This is a genomic window from Streptomyces sp. NPDC030820 (assembly GCF_055572075.1).
In genome coordinates this window covers 60,591-79,285 of the sequence record NZ_JBVIEB010000007.1, presented here as the reverse complement: position 1 = coordinate 79,285, position 18,695 = coordinate 60,591, and the positions used below count along the sequence as shown (strand labels likewise).

General features: G+C 73.0%; 11 protein-coding genes. 4 read left to right on the top strand and 7 right to left on the bottom strand.

All coding sequences use genetic code 11. The features are described 5' to 3' along the window. Position 1 precedes the first annotated feature (1 nt). The 3 genes from ACZ418_RS20400 to ACZ418_RS20390 all read right to left on the bottom strand — a co-directional run bounded on the left by ACZ418_RS20400 (position 2) and on the right by ACZ418_RS20390 (position 10,488). Positions 2-7,291 (bottom strand): SDR family NAD(P)-dependent oxidoreductase, encoded by a 7,290-nt coding sequence (locus tag ACZ418_RS20400; RefSeq protein WP_468364600.1) that lies wholly within the window; start codon positions 7,289-7,291, stop codon positions 2-4. Positions 7,292-7,679: 388 nt separating this feature from the next. Continuing rightward, the gene (locus ACZ418_RS20395) at positions 7,680-9,608 is read right to left on the bottom strand and encodes an RICIN domain-containing protein (protein ID WP_468364597.1); all 1,929 of its coding nucleotides are present in this window, start codon (positions 9,606-9,608) and stop codon (positions 7,680-7,682) included. A gap of 427 nt (positions 9,609-10,035) precedes the next feature. Next, positions 10,036-10,488, bottom strand: coding sequence for a DUF4442 domain-containing protein (locus ACZ418_RS20390; protein WP_468364595.1), 453 nt, complete (start codon positions 10,486-10,488; stop codon positions 10,036-10,038). Positions 10,489-10,614: 126 nt separating this feature from the next. Between ACZ418_RS20390 and ACZ418_RS20385 the strand changes: the two genes are divergently transcribed. Then, positions 10,615-11,640 carry a DUF8017 domain-containing protein gene (locus tag ACZ418_RS20385; protein ID WP_468364593.1) on the top strand — a complete coding sequence of 342 codons (1,026 nt, stop codon included), beginning with the start codon at positions 10,615-10,617 and terminating at the stop codon, positions 11,638-11,640. A gap of 83 nt (positions 11,641-11,723) precedes the next feature. Here ACZ418_RS20385 and ACZ418_RS20380 read toward each other — a convergent pair whose 3' ends face one another. The 3 genes from ACZ418_RS20380 to ACZ418_RS20370 all read right to left on the bottom strand — a co-directional run bounded on the left by ACZ418_RS20380 (position 11,724) and on the right by ACZ418_RS20370 (position 14,740). Continuing rightward, a complete protein-coding gene (locus tag ACZ418_RS20380) occupies positions 11,724-12,569 on the bottom strand; it encodes a spermidine synthase (RefSeq protein ID WP_468364590.1) in 846 nt (281 codons plus the stop codon). Positions 12,570-12,585: 16 nt separating this feature from the next. Continuing rightward, on the bottom strand, positions 12,586-13,758 hold the full coding sequence (gene tuf / locus ACZ418_RS20375; protein WP_468364588.1) for an elongation factor Tu: 1,173 nt from the start codon (positions 13,756-13,758) through the stop codon (positions 12,586-12,588). A gap of 259 nt (positions 13,759-14,017) precedes the next feature. After that, on the bottom strand, positions 14,018-14,740 hold the full coding sequence (locus ACZ418_RS20370; RefSeq protein ID WP_468364585.1) for a DNA alkylation repair protein: 723 nt from the start codon (positions 14,738-14,740) through the stop codon (positions 14,018-14,020). A 140-nt stretch (positions 14,741-14,880) separates the two neighbouring features. Here ACZ418_RS20370 and ACZ418_RS20365 point away from each other — a divergent pair, with 140 nt between their 5' ends. Both ACZ418_RS20365 and ACZ418_RS20360 read left to right on the top strand, forming a co-directional pair. Continuing rightward, a complete protein-coding gene (locus ACZ418_RS20365) occupies positions 14,881-16,032 on the top strand; it encodes a glutathione-independent formaldehyde dehydrogenase (RefSeq protein WP_468365473.1) in 1,152 nt (383 codons plus the stop codon). A gap of 99 nt (positions 16,033-16,131) precedes the next feature. Further along, the gene (locus ACZ418_RS20360) at positions 16,132-16,899 is read left to right on the top strand and encodes a TVP38/TMEM64 family protein (RefSeq protein WP_468364582.1); all 768 of its coding nucleotides are present in this window, start codon (positions 16,132-16,134) and stop codon (positions 16,897-16,899) included. 12 nt (positions 16,900-16,911) lie between these two features. Here ACZ418_RS20360 and ACZ418_RS20355 read toward each other — a convergent pair whose 3' ends face one another. Then, positions 16,912-18,081 (bottom strand): thiolase family protein, encoded by a 1,170-nt coding sequence (locus ACZ418_RS20355; protein ID WP_468364579.1) that lies wholly within the window; start codon positions 18,079-18,081, stop codon positions 16,912-16,914. 136 nt (positions 18,082-18,217) lie between these two features. Between ACZ418_RS20355 and ACZ418_RS20350 the strand changes: the two genes are divergently transcribed. Next, entirely contained in the window at positions 18,218-18,688 is a 471-nt protein-coding gene (locus ACZ418_RS20350; protein ID WP_468364577.1) for a winged helix-turn-helix transcriptional regulator, read from the top strand. Positions 18,689-18,695: the final 7 nt, after the last annotated feature.

The window sequence follows — 18,695 nt, the reverse complement described above, 5'->3', positions numbered from 1 at the left end:
GTCACCAGCCCGACGCGGTGTAGACGACGGCGCGGGCCGACGGTTCGCCCCAGGCGAGTTCCCGCAGCAGGGCCGCGGTGCCCTCGTCGGGGTCGATCAGCTCGATCCCGCGCCGGGCGTACTCACGGCCGAGTTCCGCGCCGACCATGCCGCTGTGCGTCGCGGACGGCGCCCAGGGTCCCCAGTGGACGGTCAGCGCGCGAGCGCCCGTCCGGGCGGCCCAGTCGGCGCCGAGGACTTCCAGGGCGTCGTTGGCGGCGGCGTAGTCGGCCTGGCCGCGGTTGCCGAGCACGGCGGCGATACTGCCGAACAGCACGGTGAACGCGGGTGCGCGGGGCAGGTCGTCCAGGGCGGCGAACAGCGCCGCGGCCCCGGCCGTCTTCGTGCCGTAGACCCGCTGGAAGGACTCGGGGGTCTTGTCGGCGATCAGCCGGTCCTCGATCACCCCGGCGGCGAAGACGACCCCGTCGAGCCGGCCGTGTTCGGCGTGGATCTCCTTGACCGCCCGCAGGACGGCGTCCCGGTCCCGGAAGTCCACCGAGCGGTAGCGTGCCTCGCTGCCGAGTGCGCCGAGTTCCGTGAGGGTCGTGGTGATCTCGCGCTGGGCAAGGATCAGTCCGGCGGCCCGGCTGATCTCGGCGGGGCCGGCCGCGCCCGGTCCAGCGGCGAGCGCCGCCCGCAGGTCGACCGGGGTGAGCGCGGCGGCGGTGTGCGGGGCCTCGGGTGCGGTGGGCGCGGGCGTACGGCCCAGCAGCTCGATACGGCAGCGGCAGGCGCCGGCCAGCGTGGCAGCGAACCTCGCGGTGATGCCCCGGGCGCCGCCGACCAGCAGCACGACGGAGTCCGGGTCGAGACCGAGTGCCGCCGCTTCGGCCGCGCCGTCCCCCGCGGGTCCGGCGCCGGTGGTCGCGAGCGGGCCGAGAGGCGCGGGCACCAGCGCGAGACCCTGCCGGGCACCGGCCGCCGTACGGAGGACGACGGGGGCCGGTTCGGGCGCCCGCAGCTCGGCGAGCACGGCGTCGGCGACGGCCGCCGGGGCGGTGTCCGCGACGGCGACGACCCGTGCGAGCAGGTCCGGGTACTCACGGCTGACGCTGCGGAACAGGCCGTCCAGTCCGGCCGCCCGGAGAACGCCCGCACGGTTGGCGGCCCGCAGAGTGCCCGCACCGTCGGCGGTCCGCGGAGCGCCTTCGCCATCGTCGGCCCGCGGGGTGCCTTCACGGTCGGCGGCCCGGAGGGCGAGCAGTCGGCGCGGGCCGCGCGCGAGTGCCGCGCGGAGCACCGGGAAGGCGTCCGGCAGCACCGGGAGATCCGGGCCGGGCAGCGCGCCGAGGTGGACGACATCGTCCACCGGGCCGTCGGCCGCGGTGAGGAGGTGGCCCGCGTCGAGCAGTACGGCTTCGGCGCCGTGCTCGGCGAGCCGCGCCGCGACCTCCGTCGCCGCGCCCGCGCCGTCCCCGAGGAGGACGAAACGCCGGCCGGACAGGGCGTCATCGTGTTCGTCGGCGGCAGGCGGGTCCGGCTCCGGGAGGGGCACGGGCCGCAGCTCACAGCGCCGGGGTGGAACGCCGAGGGCCGGGATGGGGGCGTGTGCCGCCTCGGCCGGTTCCCGGGTGGGCCCGGCCGCCGAGTCGGTGGAGGCCTCCTCGATCGGCTCCTCCGCGTACCCGGCCTGGCCGCCGGTACGGGACTCCTCGTGCCGGCCTGTCCCGCCGCCGGACCGCGCCCCCACTCGTGCCGTCAGCCACTCCGTCACCGCGGCAGCCGTACGCGCCTTGGCCAGTTCCTCCAGTTCGGCGTCGTCCAGCACCTCGGCGCCGCCCGCGATGCCCAGCCGCCTGGCGAGTTCGCCCGCTATCTCGGCCCGCTTGATCGAGTCGATGCTGAGGTCCGCCTCCAGGTCGAGGTCGGGCTCGATCATGTCGACGGGGTAGCCGGTGCGTTCGCTGACGATCTCCAGGACGACTCGCTCGATGTCGTCGACCGGTCCGACGTCGTCGACCGGTCCGACCGACTCGGCCTCAGCTGGTGGTGGTTCAGCTGTGACCGTCTGCGGAAGTGGTGCGGGTGGGACGGGCGCCGGCGGTGTCGCGCCGGGTGCCGCGCCGAAGTGGGCGAGCAGGACATCGCGCTGGGCGGCGATCATCTCGCGGCTGGTGCGCAGGAATTCGGAGATGAGCGCGTCCCGGTCGGCCGGGGCGCCGTACGGCTGGTCGGTGGTCACGGTCGTCTCCACGACTCGTCGGGCCGGTGCGAGGGCACCGGGCAGAAGTGCTCCGTCGGCGGTGCGGACGAGGTGCCCGTCGACCGTCCAGCCGGGCCGTTTCGGTGCCGGGCCGCGCAGCGCGTCGACGGCGTCGCGGCCCCGCAGGAGCCAGGAGGTGCGCACCGGCTGTCCTGCGACGGCGAGCCGGGCGAGGGCGTCGAGCCAGCCGCGCAGGCCGCTGTCGGCCTCCGGTTCGCAGGCGATCGTGCGATGCGGACGGTCGCCGAGGATCCGTGCGACGAGCCGGGTGAGGACGGTGCCGGGGCCCGCCTCGACGAAGACGCGCGCGCCGGCCTGGTACATGGCCTCGATCTGGGCGGCGAACGCGACGGGGGCACCGATCTGGGCGGCGAGTTCGGCGCGCACGTCGTCGGGGTCCTGCGGATAGGGCGCGGCGGTGCGGTTGGCCCAGACGGGGAACTCGGGGGGCCGTACCGTCTTGTCGGCGAGGATCTTGGCGAACCGTTCCCCCGCCGCGGCCACGAGCGGGCTGTGGAAGGCACAGGCCACGGGGATGCGCCGCGCGCCGAGCCCGCCGTCGCGCAGCAGCCGTACGGCCGCCTCGACATCCGCCGTCGGTCCCGAAATCACCGTCTGGTCAGGCGAGTTGAGGTTGGCGACGACGACGGAGGCGGGTGCGCCGGTCGTGTGCAGGGTGCGTACGACGGTCTCGGCGGGGGCGCCGACGGCGGCCATGGTGCCCGGGTCGTCGCCCGCCGCCGCCAGGATGGCGCCGGCTCGTTCGGCGCTCAGGTCGAGCAGCGTCTCGGGGTCGAGGGCGCCGGCTGCCGCAAGGGCGACCAGCTCGCCGTAGCTGTGCCCGGCGGCCTGGTCGGGGTGGACCCCGGCCGAAGTGAGGAAGGCGTGGGCGGCGAGGCCCGTGATGCCGAGGGCGGGCTGCGCGGCCCGGGTGTCGGTGAGGGCGGCCCGGCGGCGCGCTCGCGCGGCGTCGTCGAAGGCGGCGGGCGGATGGACGGTGTCGGCGTGCACGCGACCGAGGTCCAGGTAGTACCGCAATTCGGGAAGGTGAACCAGGAGCTCGGCGAGCATGCCGGGGCGCTGACTGCCCTGGCCGGGGAAGAGAAAGGCGACCTTGCCGACCACGGCGTGGGTGCCCTTGCCGGCCGCCGGGTGGGCGTTGTTGCGGACCGCTGGGTGGGTGTCCTTGCCGGCCGCCGGGTGGGCGTTGTTGCGGACCGCTGGGAGGGTGCCCTTGCCCGCCACCGGGTGGGCGTCCTTGCGGACCGCTGGGTGGGCATCCTCGCCCGGCACCGGACCGGCGACCTCGCCCCCCACCCCATCCGGCACACCCTCCCGCACCGGATGCGCGGCCTCCCCCTGTGCCGGGTCCACGGCGGTCTCGTTCTCCGAGTGCGTCAGCGGGTCGGCGAGGTGGATACCGGCAGCCGGGTCGTGCTCCCCGGCGAGGAGCCGTCGTAGCTGACCGGTGAGTTCCTCGGTGTCGCGGGCCACGAGCGCGGCCCGGACCGGTTCGTGTGAGGTGTCGGCGCGGTGGGCCGCGGCGAGGGCGAGGTCGCGTAGGCGCCAGGGGGCACCGTCGGCCTCGGCGGCCCGGAGGATCTCCTCGGCCTGGCGATGAGCCGCCGCCGTGTCCCGGCCCCGGAAGAGGAAGAGCTCGGCCGGCCAGGCGTCCACAGACCGGCGGGGTGGTACGGCGTCGTCGTGGGCGGCCAGCACCACGTGGAAGTTGGTGCCGCCGAAGCCGAACGCGCTGACTCCGGCGAGGCGTTCGGCGGCCGGTGCCGTCCAGGGCCGGGCGCGGGTGTGGAAGGCGAACGGGCTGTCGCCCTCCGCCCAGGCGGGGTTGGGCCGCTCCAGGTGCAGGGTGGGCGGGGTGACACCGGTGTGCAGGGCGAGGGCGGTCTTGATGAGGCCCGCGAGGCCGGCGGCGCACTTGGTGTGGCCGATCTGCGACTTCACCGAGCCGAGTGCACAGCCGCCTGCCTGCGCGCCCGCCTCGGTGAACACCTCGGTGAGCACGGTGAGTTCGGTGCGGTCGCCGACGACCGTGCCGGTGCCGTGCGCCTCGACCAGACCGACGTCCGCGGGCGAGACACCGGCGTTGCGGTACGCCCGCTCAAGCGCCGCCCGCTGGCCTTCCGGGCGGGGTGCGGTGAGGCCGAGGGAGCGGCCGTCGCTGGCGGAGCCGAGGCCCTTGACCACGCCGTAGATCCGGTCGCCTGCCCGTTCGGCGTCCGCGAGCCGCTTGAGGACCAGGCAGGCCACACCCTCGCCGAGCGCGATGCCGTCGGCGGAGGCGTCGAAGGCGCGGGAGCGTCCGGTCGGGGAGAGCGCGTGGACGGACGAGAACAGGACGTAGTCGTTGATGCCGTTGTGCAGGTCGGCGCCGCCGCACAGGACGACGTCGCTGGTGCCGGAGACGAGTTCCTTGCAGGCCACGTCGAGGGCGGCGAGGGAGGAGGCGCAGGCGGCGTCGACGGTGAAGTTGGCGCCGCCGAGGTCCAGCCGGTTGGCGATCCGCCCGGAGATGACGTTGGCGAGCATGCCGGGGAAGGAGTCCTCGGTCAGCCGGGGCAGTTGCTCGTCCAGCCCGTCGGGCACCGTGCCGTAGTACTTCGGCAGGACCGCGCGCAGGGTGACGGCGTTGGACAGGTCGCTGCCCGCCTCCGCGCCGAAGACGACCGAGGTCCGCGCCCGGTCGAACTCCCGTCCCTGCTCGCCGTATCCGGCGTCCTCCAGCGCCCGCCGGGCCGCCTCCAGGGACAGCAGCTGGACGGGTTCGATGCTGCCGAGGGAGGCGGGCGGGATGCCGTAGCGCAGCGGGTCGAAGGGGATGCGGGGCAGGAATCCGCCCCACTTGGAGGCCGTGCTGCCGGCCACGTGGTGCACGGCCGGGTCCCAGCGTTCGGGCGGCACCTCGGTGACGGCGTCGCGGCCGGTGACGATGTTGGACCAGAATGCGGCGAGGTCGGGGGCCTCGGGGAACATGCAGGCCATGCCGACGATGGCGATGTCCAGCGGTGCGGGCGGCTCCGGCTCGGCGGCGCGAGCCGCGCCCGGGTTCGCGGCCCGCCGCGTCAGGACATCGCCGGCGCGCCGCGTCAGGAGATCGGCGGCGCCGTCGGTGACCGAGCGGTGCAGATCGGCCAGCGTGGTGGTCGCCGAGCGCAGGACGGTCACCTCGCCGGCCATGAACATCCCGTCCATGAGCTGCCGTTCCTCGGCCACGGTCGCCAGCGCGCCGTCGGCTGCGCGCTCGACGCCCTTGCTGGCGATGCGCAGCCGGCCCACGTTGAGCCGTTCCAGCGCCTCCCAGACCTCGCGGCCGGTCAGCCCCTGCGCGCGTAAGGCGGCCTCACGGGCGCGGTAGTCGGCGGTGAAGGGGCTCGGGACGCAGCGGGTGGCGTGGCCGGGGGCGGTCTCCAGGAGGGTCGTCGCGGTGGCGGTGAGCACCTGCCGCTGGAAGAGGGGCAGTACGGCGCCGTGGGCGACGGCCTCCTCGGTGAACAGGTAGGCGGTGCCCATGAGCACGCCGATGGCAGCGCCCCGGGCGGTGAGCGGTGCGGCCAGGGCCGCGACCATGGCCGCCGACCGCTCGTCGTGGATGCCGCCCGCGAAGAACACCTCCAGCCGCCGGGCGGTCGCGTCGTCGGCGTCGGCCAGGAAGTCCTGCAGTACGGCGAGTTGGGCCTCCCAGAGGGGAAACGAGGCCCGGGGTCCGACATGACCGCCGCACTCGGACCCCTCGAACACGAACCGGCGTGCGCCCGCGTCGAGGAACTGCCGCAGCAGTCCCGGCGAGGGCACGTGCAGGAAGGTACGGATCCCGGCCCGCTCCAGCGTCTCCGCCTGGGCGGGCCGTCCGCCTGCGATGATCGCGTGCGTGGGCCGCAGTTCCCGGACCGCGTCCAGTTGGGCGTTCCTGATCCCCTCGGGCGCGAAACCGAGCACGCCCACGCCCCAGGGCCGCCCGTCCAGCGCGGCCCGCGCCTCGGTGAGCATCGACCGGGTCCGCTCGCCGTCGGCGAGGGCCAGCGCCAGGAACGGCAGCGCCCCGTCCGCGGCGACGGCCGCGGCGAAGCCCGGCTGGTCGCTGACCCGGGTCATGGGCCCCTGTGCGACGGGGATCCGGGTGCCGAGCGCCCGGCTCATGGCCGACCCGGGGCGCAGCGCGGCGGCCGCACCGCCGTCGGCCACGGCGTGCATCGCCGCCGACAACTCCCGCACCGACCGCTGTACGTCCCCGAACCGTTCGGCGAACCGAGCGGCGAGGAAACCGTCCTGGCCGACCGGCAGCAGCCGGCCGCGCAGATCGCCGGCGCCCAGCAGGGACGCGACCGCCTCGGGGTCGTCCACCGGCGGGCGCGGAACGTCCGGTCCCCGGCGCCGCAGGACCCGGTGGCCGCCGAGCACCGCGGTCTCCGAGCCGTCCACGGAGCGCAGCACCGACCGGACCGTCTCGGGCAGCCCCGACTCGGTGAGCAGGGCCAGCTGGCTGTCGAGGACCACCCCGGCGGCACCGCCGGCCACGGCGGCCGCCGCCGTACGCGGGCCGATGCCGCCGCAGGCCCAGACCGGGGCGCGACTCGACTCCTCGTCGGACAGCAGCTGTTGCAGCAGCACGAAGGTGCTCAACTCACCGACCCGGCCGCCGCTCTCGCCTCCGCGGGCGATGAGCCCCTGGGCACCTGAGCGCAGGGCCGCGTGCGCCTGCCGGATGTCCGTGACCTCGGCCAACACACGGCAGCCGGAAGGGAGTTCAGCCGCGGACCAGGTTGCGTCCGCGGTGAGGACCACGGTGTCGGGGGCGTCGCCGACCTCGGCCGGGGTCAGGGCGCAGCGCCCGGTCACCCGCACCCCGAAGGGGCCCGGCGCCGACCGTCTCAGCCGGGACAGCGCCTCTCGGTATCTCCGGTCTCCGGTGCCGAGGTCGAGGATGCCGAGCGCGCCGGCGGCACAGGCCGCGGCAGTGAGACCGGCGTCGGGTTCGGCGAAGGGGGTGAGGCACAGGATGAGGTCATGGGGGCGCACAGGCGAGGTCATGATGCTCCGGCACGATCGGCGAGACAGCACGGTGGGGGGTGTGCGGCGGAACGCTCTGGTGCGAGGGCACCGGAAACTAGCCTCGGGCTACTCACGGGTCAATAACGCCGCCCCCTTTTCGTGCCCGGTGACATGGATTCGGCCAGTGGGTCGAATTCCCCGCAAGAACCGGAAAACGCGGTAATTCCCCTCACCGGTGCGGGCGGGGGACCACCCGGGCCCCCGCGCCACACCACCACAACCCCGGCAAAGTGCCCGCCCGCTGCACCGCGCACCCACCCGGCCGCAACGCGGCGGGACATCCGCTGGACGTCTGTAAATTCCGCATGACTTCGGCGCCGTGGCTCGATCGCGGTCAGGGGGTCCGGGGGACGTCCCGCGCCGCGCGTCAGCGCAGCAGTCCGCCCACGGTCGCCGGTACGGCGGCGACCCGTTCGGCGACCGGCGGGAGGGCCCGGTGCACTGCGCGCACGACCCGGGCGGGCGACCCGGACCCGGTGCGCCGCTGGTCGTGGCCGGCGCGGACCTGGGCGATCCGGGTCTCGTTCGCCTCGTCCGACTCGCCCGGAACCCCCGACGCCCCCGGTCCGCCGCCCGCGCCCTCCGGCTCCCCGCGCGAGGTGTTCCCGTGCGGCGGGCGTTCGCCCTTTGAAAGTCCATCACCCTTCGAAGGTTCATGGCGCTTCGAGGACCCATGGCCCGGCGAGCACCCATCGCCCTCGGAGAACCCCGGCTGCCGACTTCCTGGCGTCTCCGCCCCGCCCTGCGCCGCGTGCGACCGCCCTGCTCCTGCCGCTTGCGCCCCCGGCTCCAGCACCCAGAGCTGCTGCGGCGAACCGTCGCGCGGTGCCGGCGCGACGCGTACGGACGCTTCACCGGTGCCCGGTGCGAGCGCGAGGCCCTCGTGCCGGCGCGGCAGGATCTCGCCGCGCACGGTGATGTCGTACACCACGTCTCCCGCGTGCACGACGCAGGCGGCCAGCGCGACGCGCTTCGTCCCGGGGTCGGCGGCCAGGCACGGGGACGGGTCGGCGGCGCTGCGCAGCAACCCGTCGTCCTGGTACGACCACTGCTGCGAGGCGGCGGAGGAACACGGCGCGAGCCCGACGCCCGCGCCCTCCCGCACGCTGTCCGCGAGCACGTCGAGGCAGCGCCCGGAGGCGAGGCCGCGCAGGCCGCCGCGGGCCACCTCGACGGGTTTGCCGACCGAGGCGGCGGACGGGGCGGTTGCGGCCCGGGCGCCGGTGCCGCCCGGGTGGTTGGTGTGGCCGGCCGGGGCACCCCAGGTGGCGCCGGGCGTGGGGACACCGTTGCCATCCGACCAGCTCTTGGCCACGAGGACGGTGGCCAGCAGCGCGAGTGAGGTCAGTCCGACGCCGATGACCACTGCCTTGCGGTGGCGGCTGCCCGGCCCGGTGCGGTGTCTGCCGCCGGAACCCGTGCCCGCCGGGGCGGCCTGCGGCGCACACGGCGACTCCTCGGCGGTGGCGCGTCCGGGGCGCGAGTCGAGATAGCGGCGGGCGCCCCAGCCGAGCACGGTCTCGGCGAGCAGGAGGCCCAGGCCGTCGTCGAACAGCCCGAAGGTCTCGGCGGCGTGCCGGCAGTACGCGCAGACGGTCAGGTGCTGTCGTACATCGGGCAGCAGGGTGCCGCCACGGCGCATGGGGACGTCCAGGAGCCGGTTGTAGAAGCGGCATTCCTTGGAGGGCGCGAGTTCTCGGTGGGCGCGTACGCAAGCCGCCCGGAATTGCCCGCGCGCCTGTTCCAGGGCGGCCGTCGCGGTGGCCGGGTCGATGCCCAGCAGACCAGCGGGTATGTTTATGGTTTCCGCTTCAACCTCTGTGTGCCACAGGAGGCATTGAGAGGCGCCGGGAAGTGCCCGGAACGCGCGTTCGGCGAGTTGTCGCCTTTCCGGCGTTCCGGGCTTTGTCGCACGCAGTCCGCGCCCTCCGGCGGGTTTGCGCAATTCCGGCAGAGTCGCGCAGGCCACGTCGTCCGCCGCCCAGGCGCGGACGGTGTCACGTACGGCGACCAGCAGCTGCGGGCGCAGGGCGCCGCCGGCCGCTCCGCCCGCCATCCGGCCGAGGACCTCGTGGAAGGCTGCGGTGGCCACGAGTTGGGGCGTGGGACCGGCGGAGGCCAGGCAGACGGCGGCGTAGTCGCGGGCAGCCCGCCAGTGGCGGGCCAGCAGCAGGGCGACGGCGTGATGGCGGACGGGATGCGGGCCGCCGAGCCGGGCGGCGAGACTGCGGTCGGACTCCCCGGGCGAACCGGGCAGCGGCGGATACGGCGGGCGTGGGGGGTAAGGGGACTGCACGGAACCATTTCCTTCCAGCCGCAGGACCGCACACGAAATGCCGTCCTGTCGGAAAGCAGTGCCGATGTGGGGGCGTACCTGGTTCTGGTACATACCTAAAGGGCCGGCATGGGCGTTCGACGCCTGCCTTTGCCCTCCCGCGGGAAGGCTCACCTTCGCACACGCGACTCACAGGAAACAAGAAGTCCGATTGACTCGGCTTCACATTCAGTGGAATGCATGAGAGTTACCTGGGCCGCCTGATCGCCGGACTCGGCACCCGCTTCCTGCCCGCGCCCTCTTCGACGGTCTGCGCCACGACGGGAGTTCGTGGTGGGACCGGAGGAGGGCACGAGCCGCAGCCGGGACGGGCGCCGGGCGGCGTGGACCGACGCACGCAAGAAGAGGGGCCGTTCTACCGGGCCCCTCTCGAATGCCCCATGAGTGCTCAGCCGTTGGGCCGCAGCGTCCACAGGACGGTCATCTCGCCCGTCACGGCGCCGTCCGCGCGGCGGATCTCGATCGTCACGGGGAACTCGGGGCGCTGCCCGGCGTCCAGCTCGGCGACGACCTCGGCGGCCGGACGGCCCAGCGTGGCGGTCGCGGTGACGGCGCCCATCGCGAGCTTCTTGTAGGCGATGTCGGCACGGACCGCGAGCGGCACCGCGCGGGAGAGCTGGTCCCCGAAGGCGGCCAGCACGATGGCACCGCTGGCCGACTCCCCGAGGGTGAACATCGCACCGGCGTGCGGCCCGCCCACATGGTTGTGATACGCGCCCTGGTCCGGCAGGGACACGACCGCCTTGTCCGGAGAGGTCTCCTGGAACTCCAGGTTCAGCGTCCGGGCCATGGGCACGGTGGCGGCGAGCATCTCGCCGATCGACATCTGGTCTGCGCTCATGGCGCCATGTTACTCACGAGTAGTCGAAACTGACCAGCACGGAATGAGCGTCCACCCCTCTTCGCTACGACCCTGACGAGGGCCGGTGACCGAATCGTGTCCGTGGCGGCACTAGGGTTACTGGCCATGTGGCCAGATCAGCAGCCGCCAGGGGGCGCGCCCAACCCGCAGAACAATCCGCAGCACAACCCGTATCAACAGCCGGGTTACCAGCAGCCGAACCCGTACCAGCAGCCCGGATACCAGCAGTATCCGCAGGCCGGGCCGTACGGTCAGCAGCCGCAGTGGGGGCAGCCGCAGCCGCCCGCCGTGCCCGTCCCGCAGCCACCACAGGGGGGTGGCGGGCGCACCAGGCTGATCGCGATCGCCGCGGCCACGGCGGTCGTGGTGGCCGCGGGAGTGACCGGCTATCTCGTCCTCGGCGGGAAGGACGACAAGAACGACCAGGCGGACAGCGGCAAGGGCGGGCAGCATACGAGCCAGTCGCCCGCGTCCCAGCCCACGTCCGGTTCGTCGGCGACGGAGGACCCGCGCGGCACCGGGACGGAGAAGCCGACCGTCGCCGGCTGGAAGGTCGTGGTGAACCCCAAGTGGGGCGTGGCCTTCGACGTACCCGCCGGCTGGGAGGTGCAGTCCCCCGGCATGAGCATCGGCTTCGACTTCCCGAAGAGCGAGCAGGACAAGGGCATCATCATGTCGGGCGTCGCCGAGTACCAGCCGAAGTGGTGCACCTCCGACGACGACAAGGACGGACGTACCGAGGACACCTCGCTGGGGACCGTGGGCGTCAAGGGTGCCAGCGGCGCCAAGAACACGGACGAGATCGCGATCAACACACCGGCCTGGTGGGTCTACGGCGGCTACACCCAGCCCGACAAGAAGAGCATCTCCTGGGACAAGAAGGCCACCTCCTTCACCACGGATTCGGGCATCAAGGGCAGCTATGCGTGGGCCCAGTCGACGCACACGCCGAAGAAGGGCAAGTGCATCAGCGACGGCAAGGCGCTCACCTTCGGCTTCCAGAACTCGGTGCACGACTATGTGTCGTTCAACTTCTACGGAGCCACGGGAGTCAACGGCGAGGTGCCCAAGGCGACCGTCCTGAAGATTCTGCGCACGGTCCGGCTGCACGGAGACCCGACGCACGAGTAAGCCCACGAGGTGTTCCGTCCCGCCGCACCCCGGCGGGACGGAGGCCGACGTGCACCGGAGTGAATTCCGGTGGCCGCCCCGCGTCAGCCGATGCTGAACGCCCCGCCGGGGGGCTCCGGTGACGGTACGGCGTCGGCGTCCTCGACCGGCCGTGCGGAGCCGGTGAACTCCCGTACCGACGCCCCGTGTTCGACCCGCGCCGGAAAGGCGTCCGCCGCAGTACGGCGGGCCAGCGCAACGGTGTCGAGGGGCCGGTGCGCGGCGACGAGCACCGCGTTGCCGAATCGCCGCCCGCGCAGCACCGCCGGCTCGGCGATCAGCACCAGCTCCTCGAAAAGGGCGGCCAACGTGGCCAGTTGGGACCGCAGGAACCCGAACGGCGCGGCGTCCGCGAGGTTGGCCAGATAGACCCCGCCCGGCCGCAGCACCCGCTCGGCCTCCCGCGCGTAGGCGAGCGTGGTCAGATGCGCCGGCACCCGGGACCCGCCGAAGACGTCGGCGATCAGCACATCGGCGTGGTCGTCCGGGGCCGCCTCCAGCCAGGCCCGGGCGTCGGCGGCGTGCACCGCGACACCCGAGCCCTCCGGCAGCGGCAGATACTCGGCGACCAGCTCCAGCAGCCCCCGGTCGGCCTCGACGACATCCTGCCGCGAGCCGGGCCGGGTGGCCGCCACATACCGGGGCAGTGTCAGCGCCCCTCCCCCGAGATGCAGCACATCCAGGGGCCGCCCGGCCTCGGCGACGGTGTCCAGGACATACCCGAGCCGGCGCGCGTACTCGAACTCCAGATGCGCCGGATCGTCCAGATCGACGTACGACTGCGGCGCCCCGTCGACGGTGAGCAGCCAGGCCCGCGCACGGTCGACGTCGGGCATGAGTTTGGCGGTCCCGTGGTCCGTGGTGCGGGTGACGGGTATCGATTCGTTCACTCATCCATTGTGGGTCTCACTCCACGGTGGACACCGTCCCCGCCCCCACGGTCCGTCCACCCTCACGAACGGCGAACCCGAGCCCCGGCTCCAACGGCACCTCCCGCCCCAGCTCAACGACCATCTCCACGGTCTCCCCGGGCCGGGCGACAGCCACCGGACCAAGGTCGACGTCCCCCACCACATCCGCCGTACGGATATAGAACTGCGGCCGGTACCCGGTCGCCACGGGCGTCGTACGACCCCCCTCGCGCCCCGACAGCAGATACACCCGAGCCGAGAACCGCCGCGCGGGCACGACACTCCCCGGAGCCGCCACGACGTGCCCGCGCCGCACGGCGTCGCGTGGAACGCCCCGCAGCAGTACCGCCACGTTGTCCCCGGCCTGCGCCTCGTCCATGGGCTTGCCGAAGGTCTCCAGCCCGGTGACGACGGTTTCCACATCGGCGCCGAGCACCGACACCCGGTCCCCCAGGCGGAGCCTCCCCCGCTCCACGGCGCCGGTGACGACCGTGCCCCGGCCGGTGATCGTGAGCACGTTCTCCACCGGCAGCAGGAACGGCGCGTCCAGGTACCGCTCCGGCATGGGCACGTAGGTGTCCACCGCGTCGAGCAGTGCCTCGATGGATGCCGTCCAGCGCGGGTCGCCCTCCAGCGCCCGCAGCCCGGAGACCCGTACGACCGGTACGGCGTCGCCCGGGTAGCCCTGGGCCGTGAGCAGGTCGCGGACCTCCAGCTCGACGAGGTCGATCAGCTCCTCGTCGTCCGTTCCGTCGGCCTTGTTGAGCGCGACGACGATGTGGTCGACGCCCACCTGCCGGGCGAGCAGCACGTGTTCGGCGGTCTGCGGCATGATCCCGTCGAGCGCGGACACGACGAGGATCGCCCCGTCGAGCTGCGCGGCGCCGGTGACCATGTTCTTGACGTAGTCGGCGTGCCCCGGCATGTCCACGTGGGCGTAGTGCCGGGTGTCGGTCTCGTACTCGACGTGCGCGATGTTGATGGTGATGCCGCGCGCGGCCTCCTCCGGGGCCCGGTCGATGCGGTCGAACGGCACGAAGGTGCCGGTGCCGCGCTCGGCGAGGACCTTGGTGATGGCGGCGGTCAGGGTGGTCTTGCCATGGTCGACGTGCCCCATGGTGCCGATGTTCAGGTGCGGCTTGGTGCGCACGTAGGCCGTTTTGGACATGGCTGTACCTCGAAGCCTCTCAGCCGTGAGAAGGAAATGCGGGACCCCGAGGACTGGCCGACCCTCCCCCTGCGGGGTCCGCCGGACATTCCGGAGAGGGTCAGCTTCGGGCGCCGTCGACAGCGGCCACGAGGATCGGGACGGCAGCCTTCGGCGCATCCGCGGCGGCGGATGCTGCGAGGAGGAAGGCGTACCGGAACATGCGTCGATCCTCGTCGACGGCGCGTCCGGCGTCGAGTGGTTTTCCGTCGCGGGGAGTTCAGCCGCCGATGTTCTTCAGCGCCTCCCGGACGGTCAGCGGCGCGAACCGGCCCCGCTCCCGCGCCAGAAAGGCCCGTACGGCCTCGGGGTCGGTCCTGGCGTACTCGCGCAGGGCCCAGCCGATCGCCTTGCGGATGAAGAAGTCGGGATGCCCGGACTGGAGCAGGCAGTAGGTGAACAGCCGGTCGGCGTCGGTGCTTTCCTTGCGGGCCAGCTGGTGGAGCAGGGCCGTGCGAACCGGCCACAGGTCGCCGTCGGTGATCCAGGCGTCCATGTGGGCGGAGAGCCCGGGGTCGGCGGCGACCAGGCGCCCGACCACGTGCGCGGCGAGCGCATCGACGGTGTCCCACCACGGGACGGTGGTGACGAGGTGCCGGGTCACCGGCAGGAAGCCGGAGGAGCACCGTCCGGCGTGCCGGCGCAGATAGTCCACCGCGAAGTAGTGGTACTCGCGCTCGGGCAGTGCCCAGCAGCGCAGCGCGATCGCGGTGCAGTCGGCCTCGTCGGGGCGCGGGGTGCCCGCGAGGACGGTGCGGGACAGGGCGCGGCGGTCCGGGGTGGGGATGCCGAGGAAGGGCGCCACGTCCTTCATGTACGCCCGCATCGGGCCGGCCCGCCCGGGGTCGGCAGCGGCCGGGAACACGGCCGTCACCCGCTCCAGCACGGTGTCGGCGAGGGCGCTGCGCGGCAGAGGCGGCAGGGCCGCGCCTGGGACGGTCATGAACGAACCCTACTGTCGAATGTACGTTCGCACATGCCGCGCGAACCACAGCTCAGCGGCGCCTCCCGACGCGGGTTGCACCGCCTTGCGCACCGGCGTTCGATGGAAATAGTGGCGGTGGAACGGCGGAGGTGACAGAGGTGAAGGCCGTCGTCTACGAAGAACCCTTCAGCGTGGTGGTGAAGGACGTCCAGGATCCCCGGATCCAGCATCCCAACGATGTGCTGGTGCGCGTCACGTCGAGCGCCATATGCGGCTCGGACCTGCACATGTACGAGGGCCGCACGGCGGCCGAGTCGGGCATCGTCTTCGGGCACGAGAACCTAGGCATCATCGAGGAGGTCGGCAGCGGCGTGACCTCCCTGAACCAGGGTGACCGTGTCGTGATGCCGTTCAACGTCGCCTGCGGATTCTGCAAGAACTGTCTCGCCGGCAAGACCGGCTTCTGCCTGACGGTCAATCCCGGATTCGCGGGCGGGGCCTACGGCTACGTGGCGATGGGCCCGTACAAGGGCGGCCAGGCCGAGCTGCTGCGGGTGCCGTACGCCGACTTCAACTGCTTGAAACTGCCCCCGGGCGACGAGTTCGAGACCGATTTCGTGCTGCTCGCCGACATCTTCCCGACGGGCTACCACGGTTGCGAACTCGCCCAGGTGTCCCCTGGCGAGAGCGTCGCCGTCTACGGCGCCGGACCGGTGGGGCTGATGGCCGCCTACTCGGCACTGCTGCGCGGTGCGTCGAAGGTGTTCTCCGTCGACCGGGTGCCCGAGCGGCTCGCCAAGGCGGAGGAGATCGGGGCCATCCCGATCGACTTCACCAAGGGCGACCCGGCGGAGCAGATCAAGGAGCAGACCGGAGGCGAGGGCACCGACAAGGGTGTCGACGCCGTCGGCTACCAGGCCCAGGCGCACGACGCCAGCCACGAGGAACCCGCCATCGTCCTCAACGAGCTGGTCATGACGGTACGTCCGACGGGCATGCTGGGCGTGCCGGGTCTGTACGTGCCCTCGGACCCGGGTGGTCCCGACGAGCACGCCAAGCACGGCCAGCTGCTGATCTCCATCGGCAAGATGTTCGAGAAGGGCCAGCAGATGGGCACCGGTCAGTGCAACGTCAAGCGGTACAACCGCCAGCTGCGCGACCTGATCATCGCCGGGCGCGCCAAGCCCAGTTTCGCGGTCTCCCACGAGCTGCCGCTGGACCAGGCGCCGCAGGCGTACGAGAAGTTCGACAAGCGGGTCGAGGGCTACACCAAGGTGGTACTGCACCCAGGTCACGCGCTCGCCGCGTGAGACACCGGTCCACGGGTCCGGGCGCCACGGGTGCCCGGGCCCGCTGCGGTGCGACACTCTTGACGGCGATCACACGCGTTCGTCGGTTAATGTCACCGGATGCTCGATGCCAACCGCTCTGGCACCGCCACGGCCTCTCCCCGGGCCGCCGCCACGGAGTTCGTCGTCCCCGTGTCACCCCTGCCCCGCGCCGGTTTCGCCGGGCGGTGTGCGCGGGCGCTGGCACACCCTTACGCCCGCCTGTCGCTGTTGCTCGCTCTGCTCGCCGGTGCCGCCGCATGCGTGCTGGTCTTCGAGCCGCAGCGGCTGCTGACGCACGGCTGGCCGCCGCAGCTGGGCGGGGCCGCGGCGGCCGCGGTGTTCGGCGTGGCGTACGGGCTGTGCACCGTGGCGTTCGTGCCGCGTCCCTTGCTCAACCTGGCGGCGGGCGCGCTGTTCGGCTCGCAGCTGGGGCTGACGACGGCGCTGGCGGGCACGGTGCTCGGGGCGGGCGTGGCGTTCGGTCTCGGCCGGGTTCTCGGGCAGGACGCGCTGCGCCCGCTGCTGCGGGGCCGCTGGCTGAAGGCGGTCGACGGTCAGCTGAGCCGGCACGGGTTCCGGTCCATGCTGGCGGCCCGCCTCTTCCCGGGTGTGCCGTTCTGGGCGGCGAACTACTGCGCGGCCGTCTCCCGCATGGGCTGGTGGCCGTTTCTGCTGGCCACAGCCGTCGGCTCGATCCCGAACACCGCCGCCTACGCGGTCGCCGGCGCCCGCGCCTCCGCGCCGACGTCGCCCGCCTTCCTGATCGCGATGGCCGGTATCGCCGTACCGGCGCTGCTGGGCGCGGTGGTGGCCTGGCGCAAGCGTCACCACCTGCGCGGCCGGTAAGGGTCACTTCGGTCAGACTCCTTCGAGGATCATCGCGTTGGCCAGTCCGCCCGCCTCGCACATGGTCTGCAGGGCGTAGCGGGCGCCGCGTTCCCGCATGGCGTGGACCAGGGTGGTGGTCAGCCGGGTGCCACTGGCACCGAGTGGGTGCCCCAGTGCGATCGCGCCGCCGTGCACGTTGACCTTCGCAAGATCGGCGCCGGTCTCCTGCTGCCAGGCCAGCACCACGCTGGAGAACGCCTCGTTGACCTCGAAGAGGTCGATGTCGGCCAGGTTCAGGCCCGCCCTGCGGAGCACCTTCTCCGTGGCCGGTATGACGCCCGTCAGCATCAGCAGCGGATCGGAGCCGGTGACGGCGAAGCTGTGCAGGCGGGCCAGCGGGCGCAGACCGAGGCGGGCCGCGGTGTCGCCGGAGGTGATCAGCACGGCGGAGGCACCGTCGTTGATGGGGCTGGCGTTGCCCGCGGTCACGTTCCACTCGATCTGCGGGAAGCGCTCGGCGAAGCCGGGGTCGTGGTAGGCGGGCCTCAGGCCGGCGAGGATCTCGGGAGTGCTGTCGGGGCGGACGCACTCGTCGCGGGCGACGCCGTCCAGCGGCGCGATCTCGGCGTCGAAGAGGCCGGCCTGCCACGCGGCGGCGGCCTTGCGGTGCGAGGAGACGGCGAACTCGTCCATCCGCGCGCGGGTGAGGGACCACTTGGCGGCGATCAGTTCCGCGCTGATGCCCTGGGGGACCAGGCCCTCGGGGTAGCGCTCGGCGACGCCGGGACCGAAGGGGTCCTTGCCGGCGGGCACGTTGGACCACATCGGCACCCGGCTCATCGACTCCACACCGCAGGCGATCACGAGGTCGTACGCCCCGGACACGACGCCCTGTGCGGCGAAGTGCACGGCCTGCTGGGAGGAGCCGCACTGGCGGTCCACCGTGGTCGCCGGGACCGTCTCCGGGAAGCCGGCGGAGAGGACGGCATACCGGGTGGTGTTCATGGCCTGCTCGCCGACCTGGTCGACGGTGCCCCCGATGACGTCGTCGATCAGCGCGGGGTCGACGCCGGAGCGCTCGACCAGGGTGCGCAGGGTGTGGGCGAGCAGTTGCACGGGGTGGACGTGGGCGAGGGAGCCGTTCGGCTTGCCCTTGCCGATGGGGGTGCGTACGGCTTCGACGATCACTGCGTCGCGCATGGCGGGGCCTCCTTGGCCGCCTGGCTGTCCGCAGCGAGCCGGACGGCGGGCTACGGCAGCTACCAGTGAGTAGGAAATCCAAACTCACCATAGCCTGTAGGGTTGGAAAAACAAACCCTCCTCTAGACTGGCCCTCATGGCCGCCACGAAAGACCCGCGTCCCTGCTCCATCGCCGACGCCCTCGCACTGGTCGGCGAGAAGTACTCCCTGCTCGTCCTGCGCGAGGTGTGCCTGGGCAACGGCCGCTTCGACCAGCTCGTGCGCAACATCGGCGCCCCGCGCGACATCCTGGCCGCCCGGCTGCGCCGGCTCGTGGACGCCGGGATCCTCACCAAACGCGTCTACAGCGAGCGCCCGCAGCGCTTCGAGTACCGGGCCACGCAGGCGGGCCTGGAGCTGGAGCCGGTCCTGATGACGCTCAAGGAGTGGGGCGACCGCCACATCCGCAAGGGCGCCGACCTGCCCATGGCCGTCGAGCACAGCTGCGGCAACGAACTGGTCCCGGTCGTCACCTGCCGGGCCTGCGGCGAGGAGGTCCGCCACGAGGACCTCACGGCCCATCCGCAGGCACCCGGATGGACGCGCACCGGTCCCGCAGTGGCGTAAAGCGCCC

Bases quoted from the DNA above. Each gene is read 5' to 3' on its own strand.
- ACZ418_RS20400 (WP_468364600.1), bottom strand. From the start codon at position 7,291: ATGACCTCGCCTGTGCGCCCCCATGACCTCATCCTGTGCCTCACCCCC.
- ACZ418_RS20390 (WP_468364595.1), bottom strand. From the start codon at position 10,488: ATGAGCGCAGACCAGATGTCGATCGGCGAGATGCTCGCCGCCACCGTG.
- ACZ418_RS20385 (WP_468364593.1), top strand. From the start codon at position 10,615: ATGTGGCCAGATCAGCAGCCGCCAGGGGGCGCGCCCAACCCGCAGAAC.
- tuf (WP_468364588.1), bottom strand. From the start codon at position 13,758: ATGTCCAAAACGGCCTACGTGCGCACCAAGCCGCACCTGAACATCGGC.
- ACZ418_RS20370 (WP_468364585.1), bottom strand. From the start codon at position 14,740: ATGACCGTCCCAGGCGCGGCCCTGCCGCCTCTGCCGCGCAGCGCCCTC.
- ACZ418_RS20360 (WP_468364582.1), top strand. From the start codon at position 16,132: ATGCTCGATGCCAACCGCTCTGGCACCGCCACGGCCTCTCCCCGGGCC.
- ACZ418_RS20355 (WP_468364579.1), bottom strand. From the start codon at position 18,081: ATGCGCGACGCAGTGATCGTCGAAGCCGTACGCACCCCCATCGGCAAG.
- ACZ418_RS20350 (WP_468364577.1), top strand. From the start codon at position 18,218: ATGGCCGCCACGAAAGACCCGCGTCCCTGCTCCATCGCCGACGCCCTC.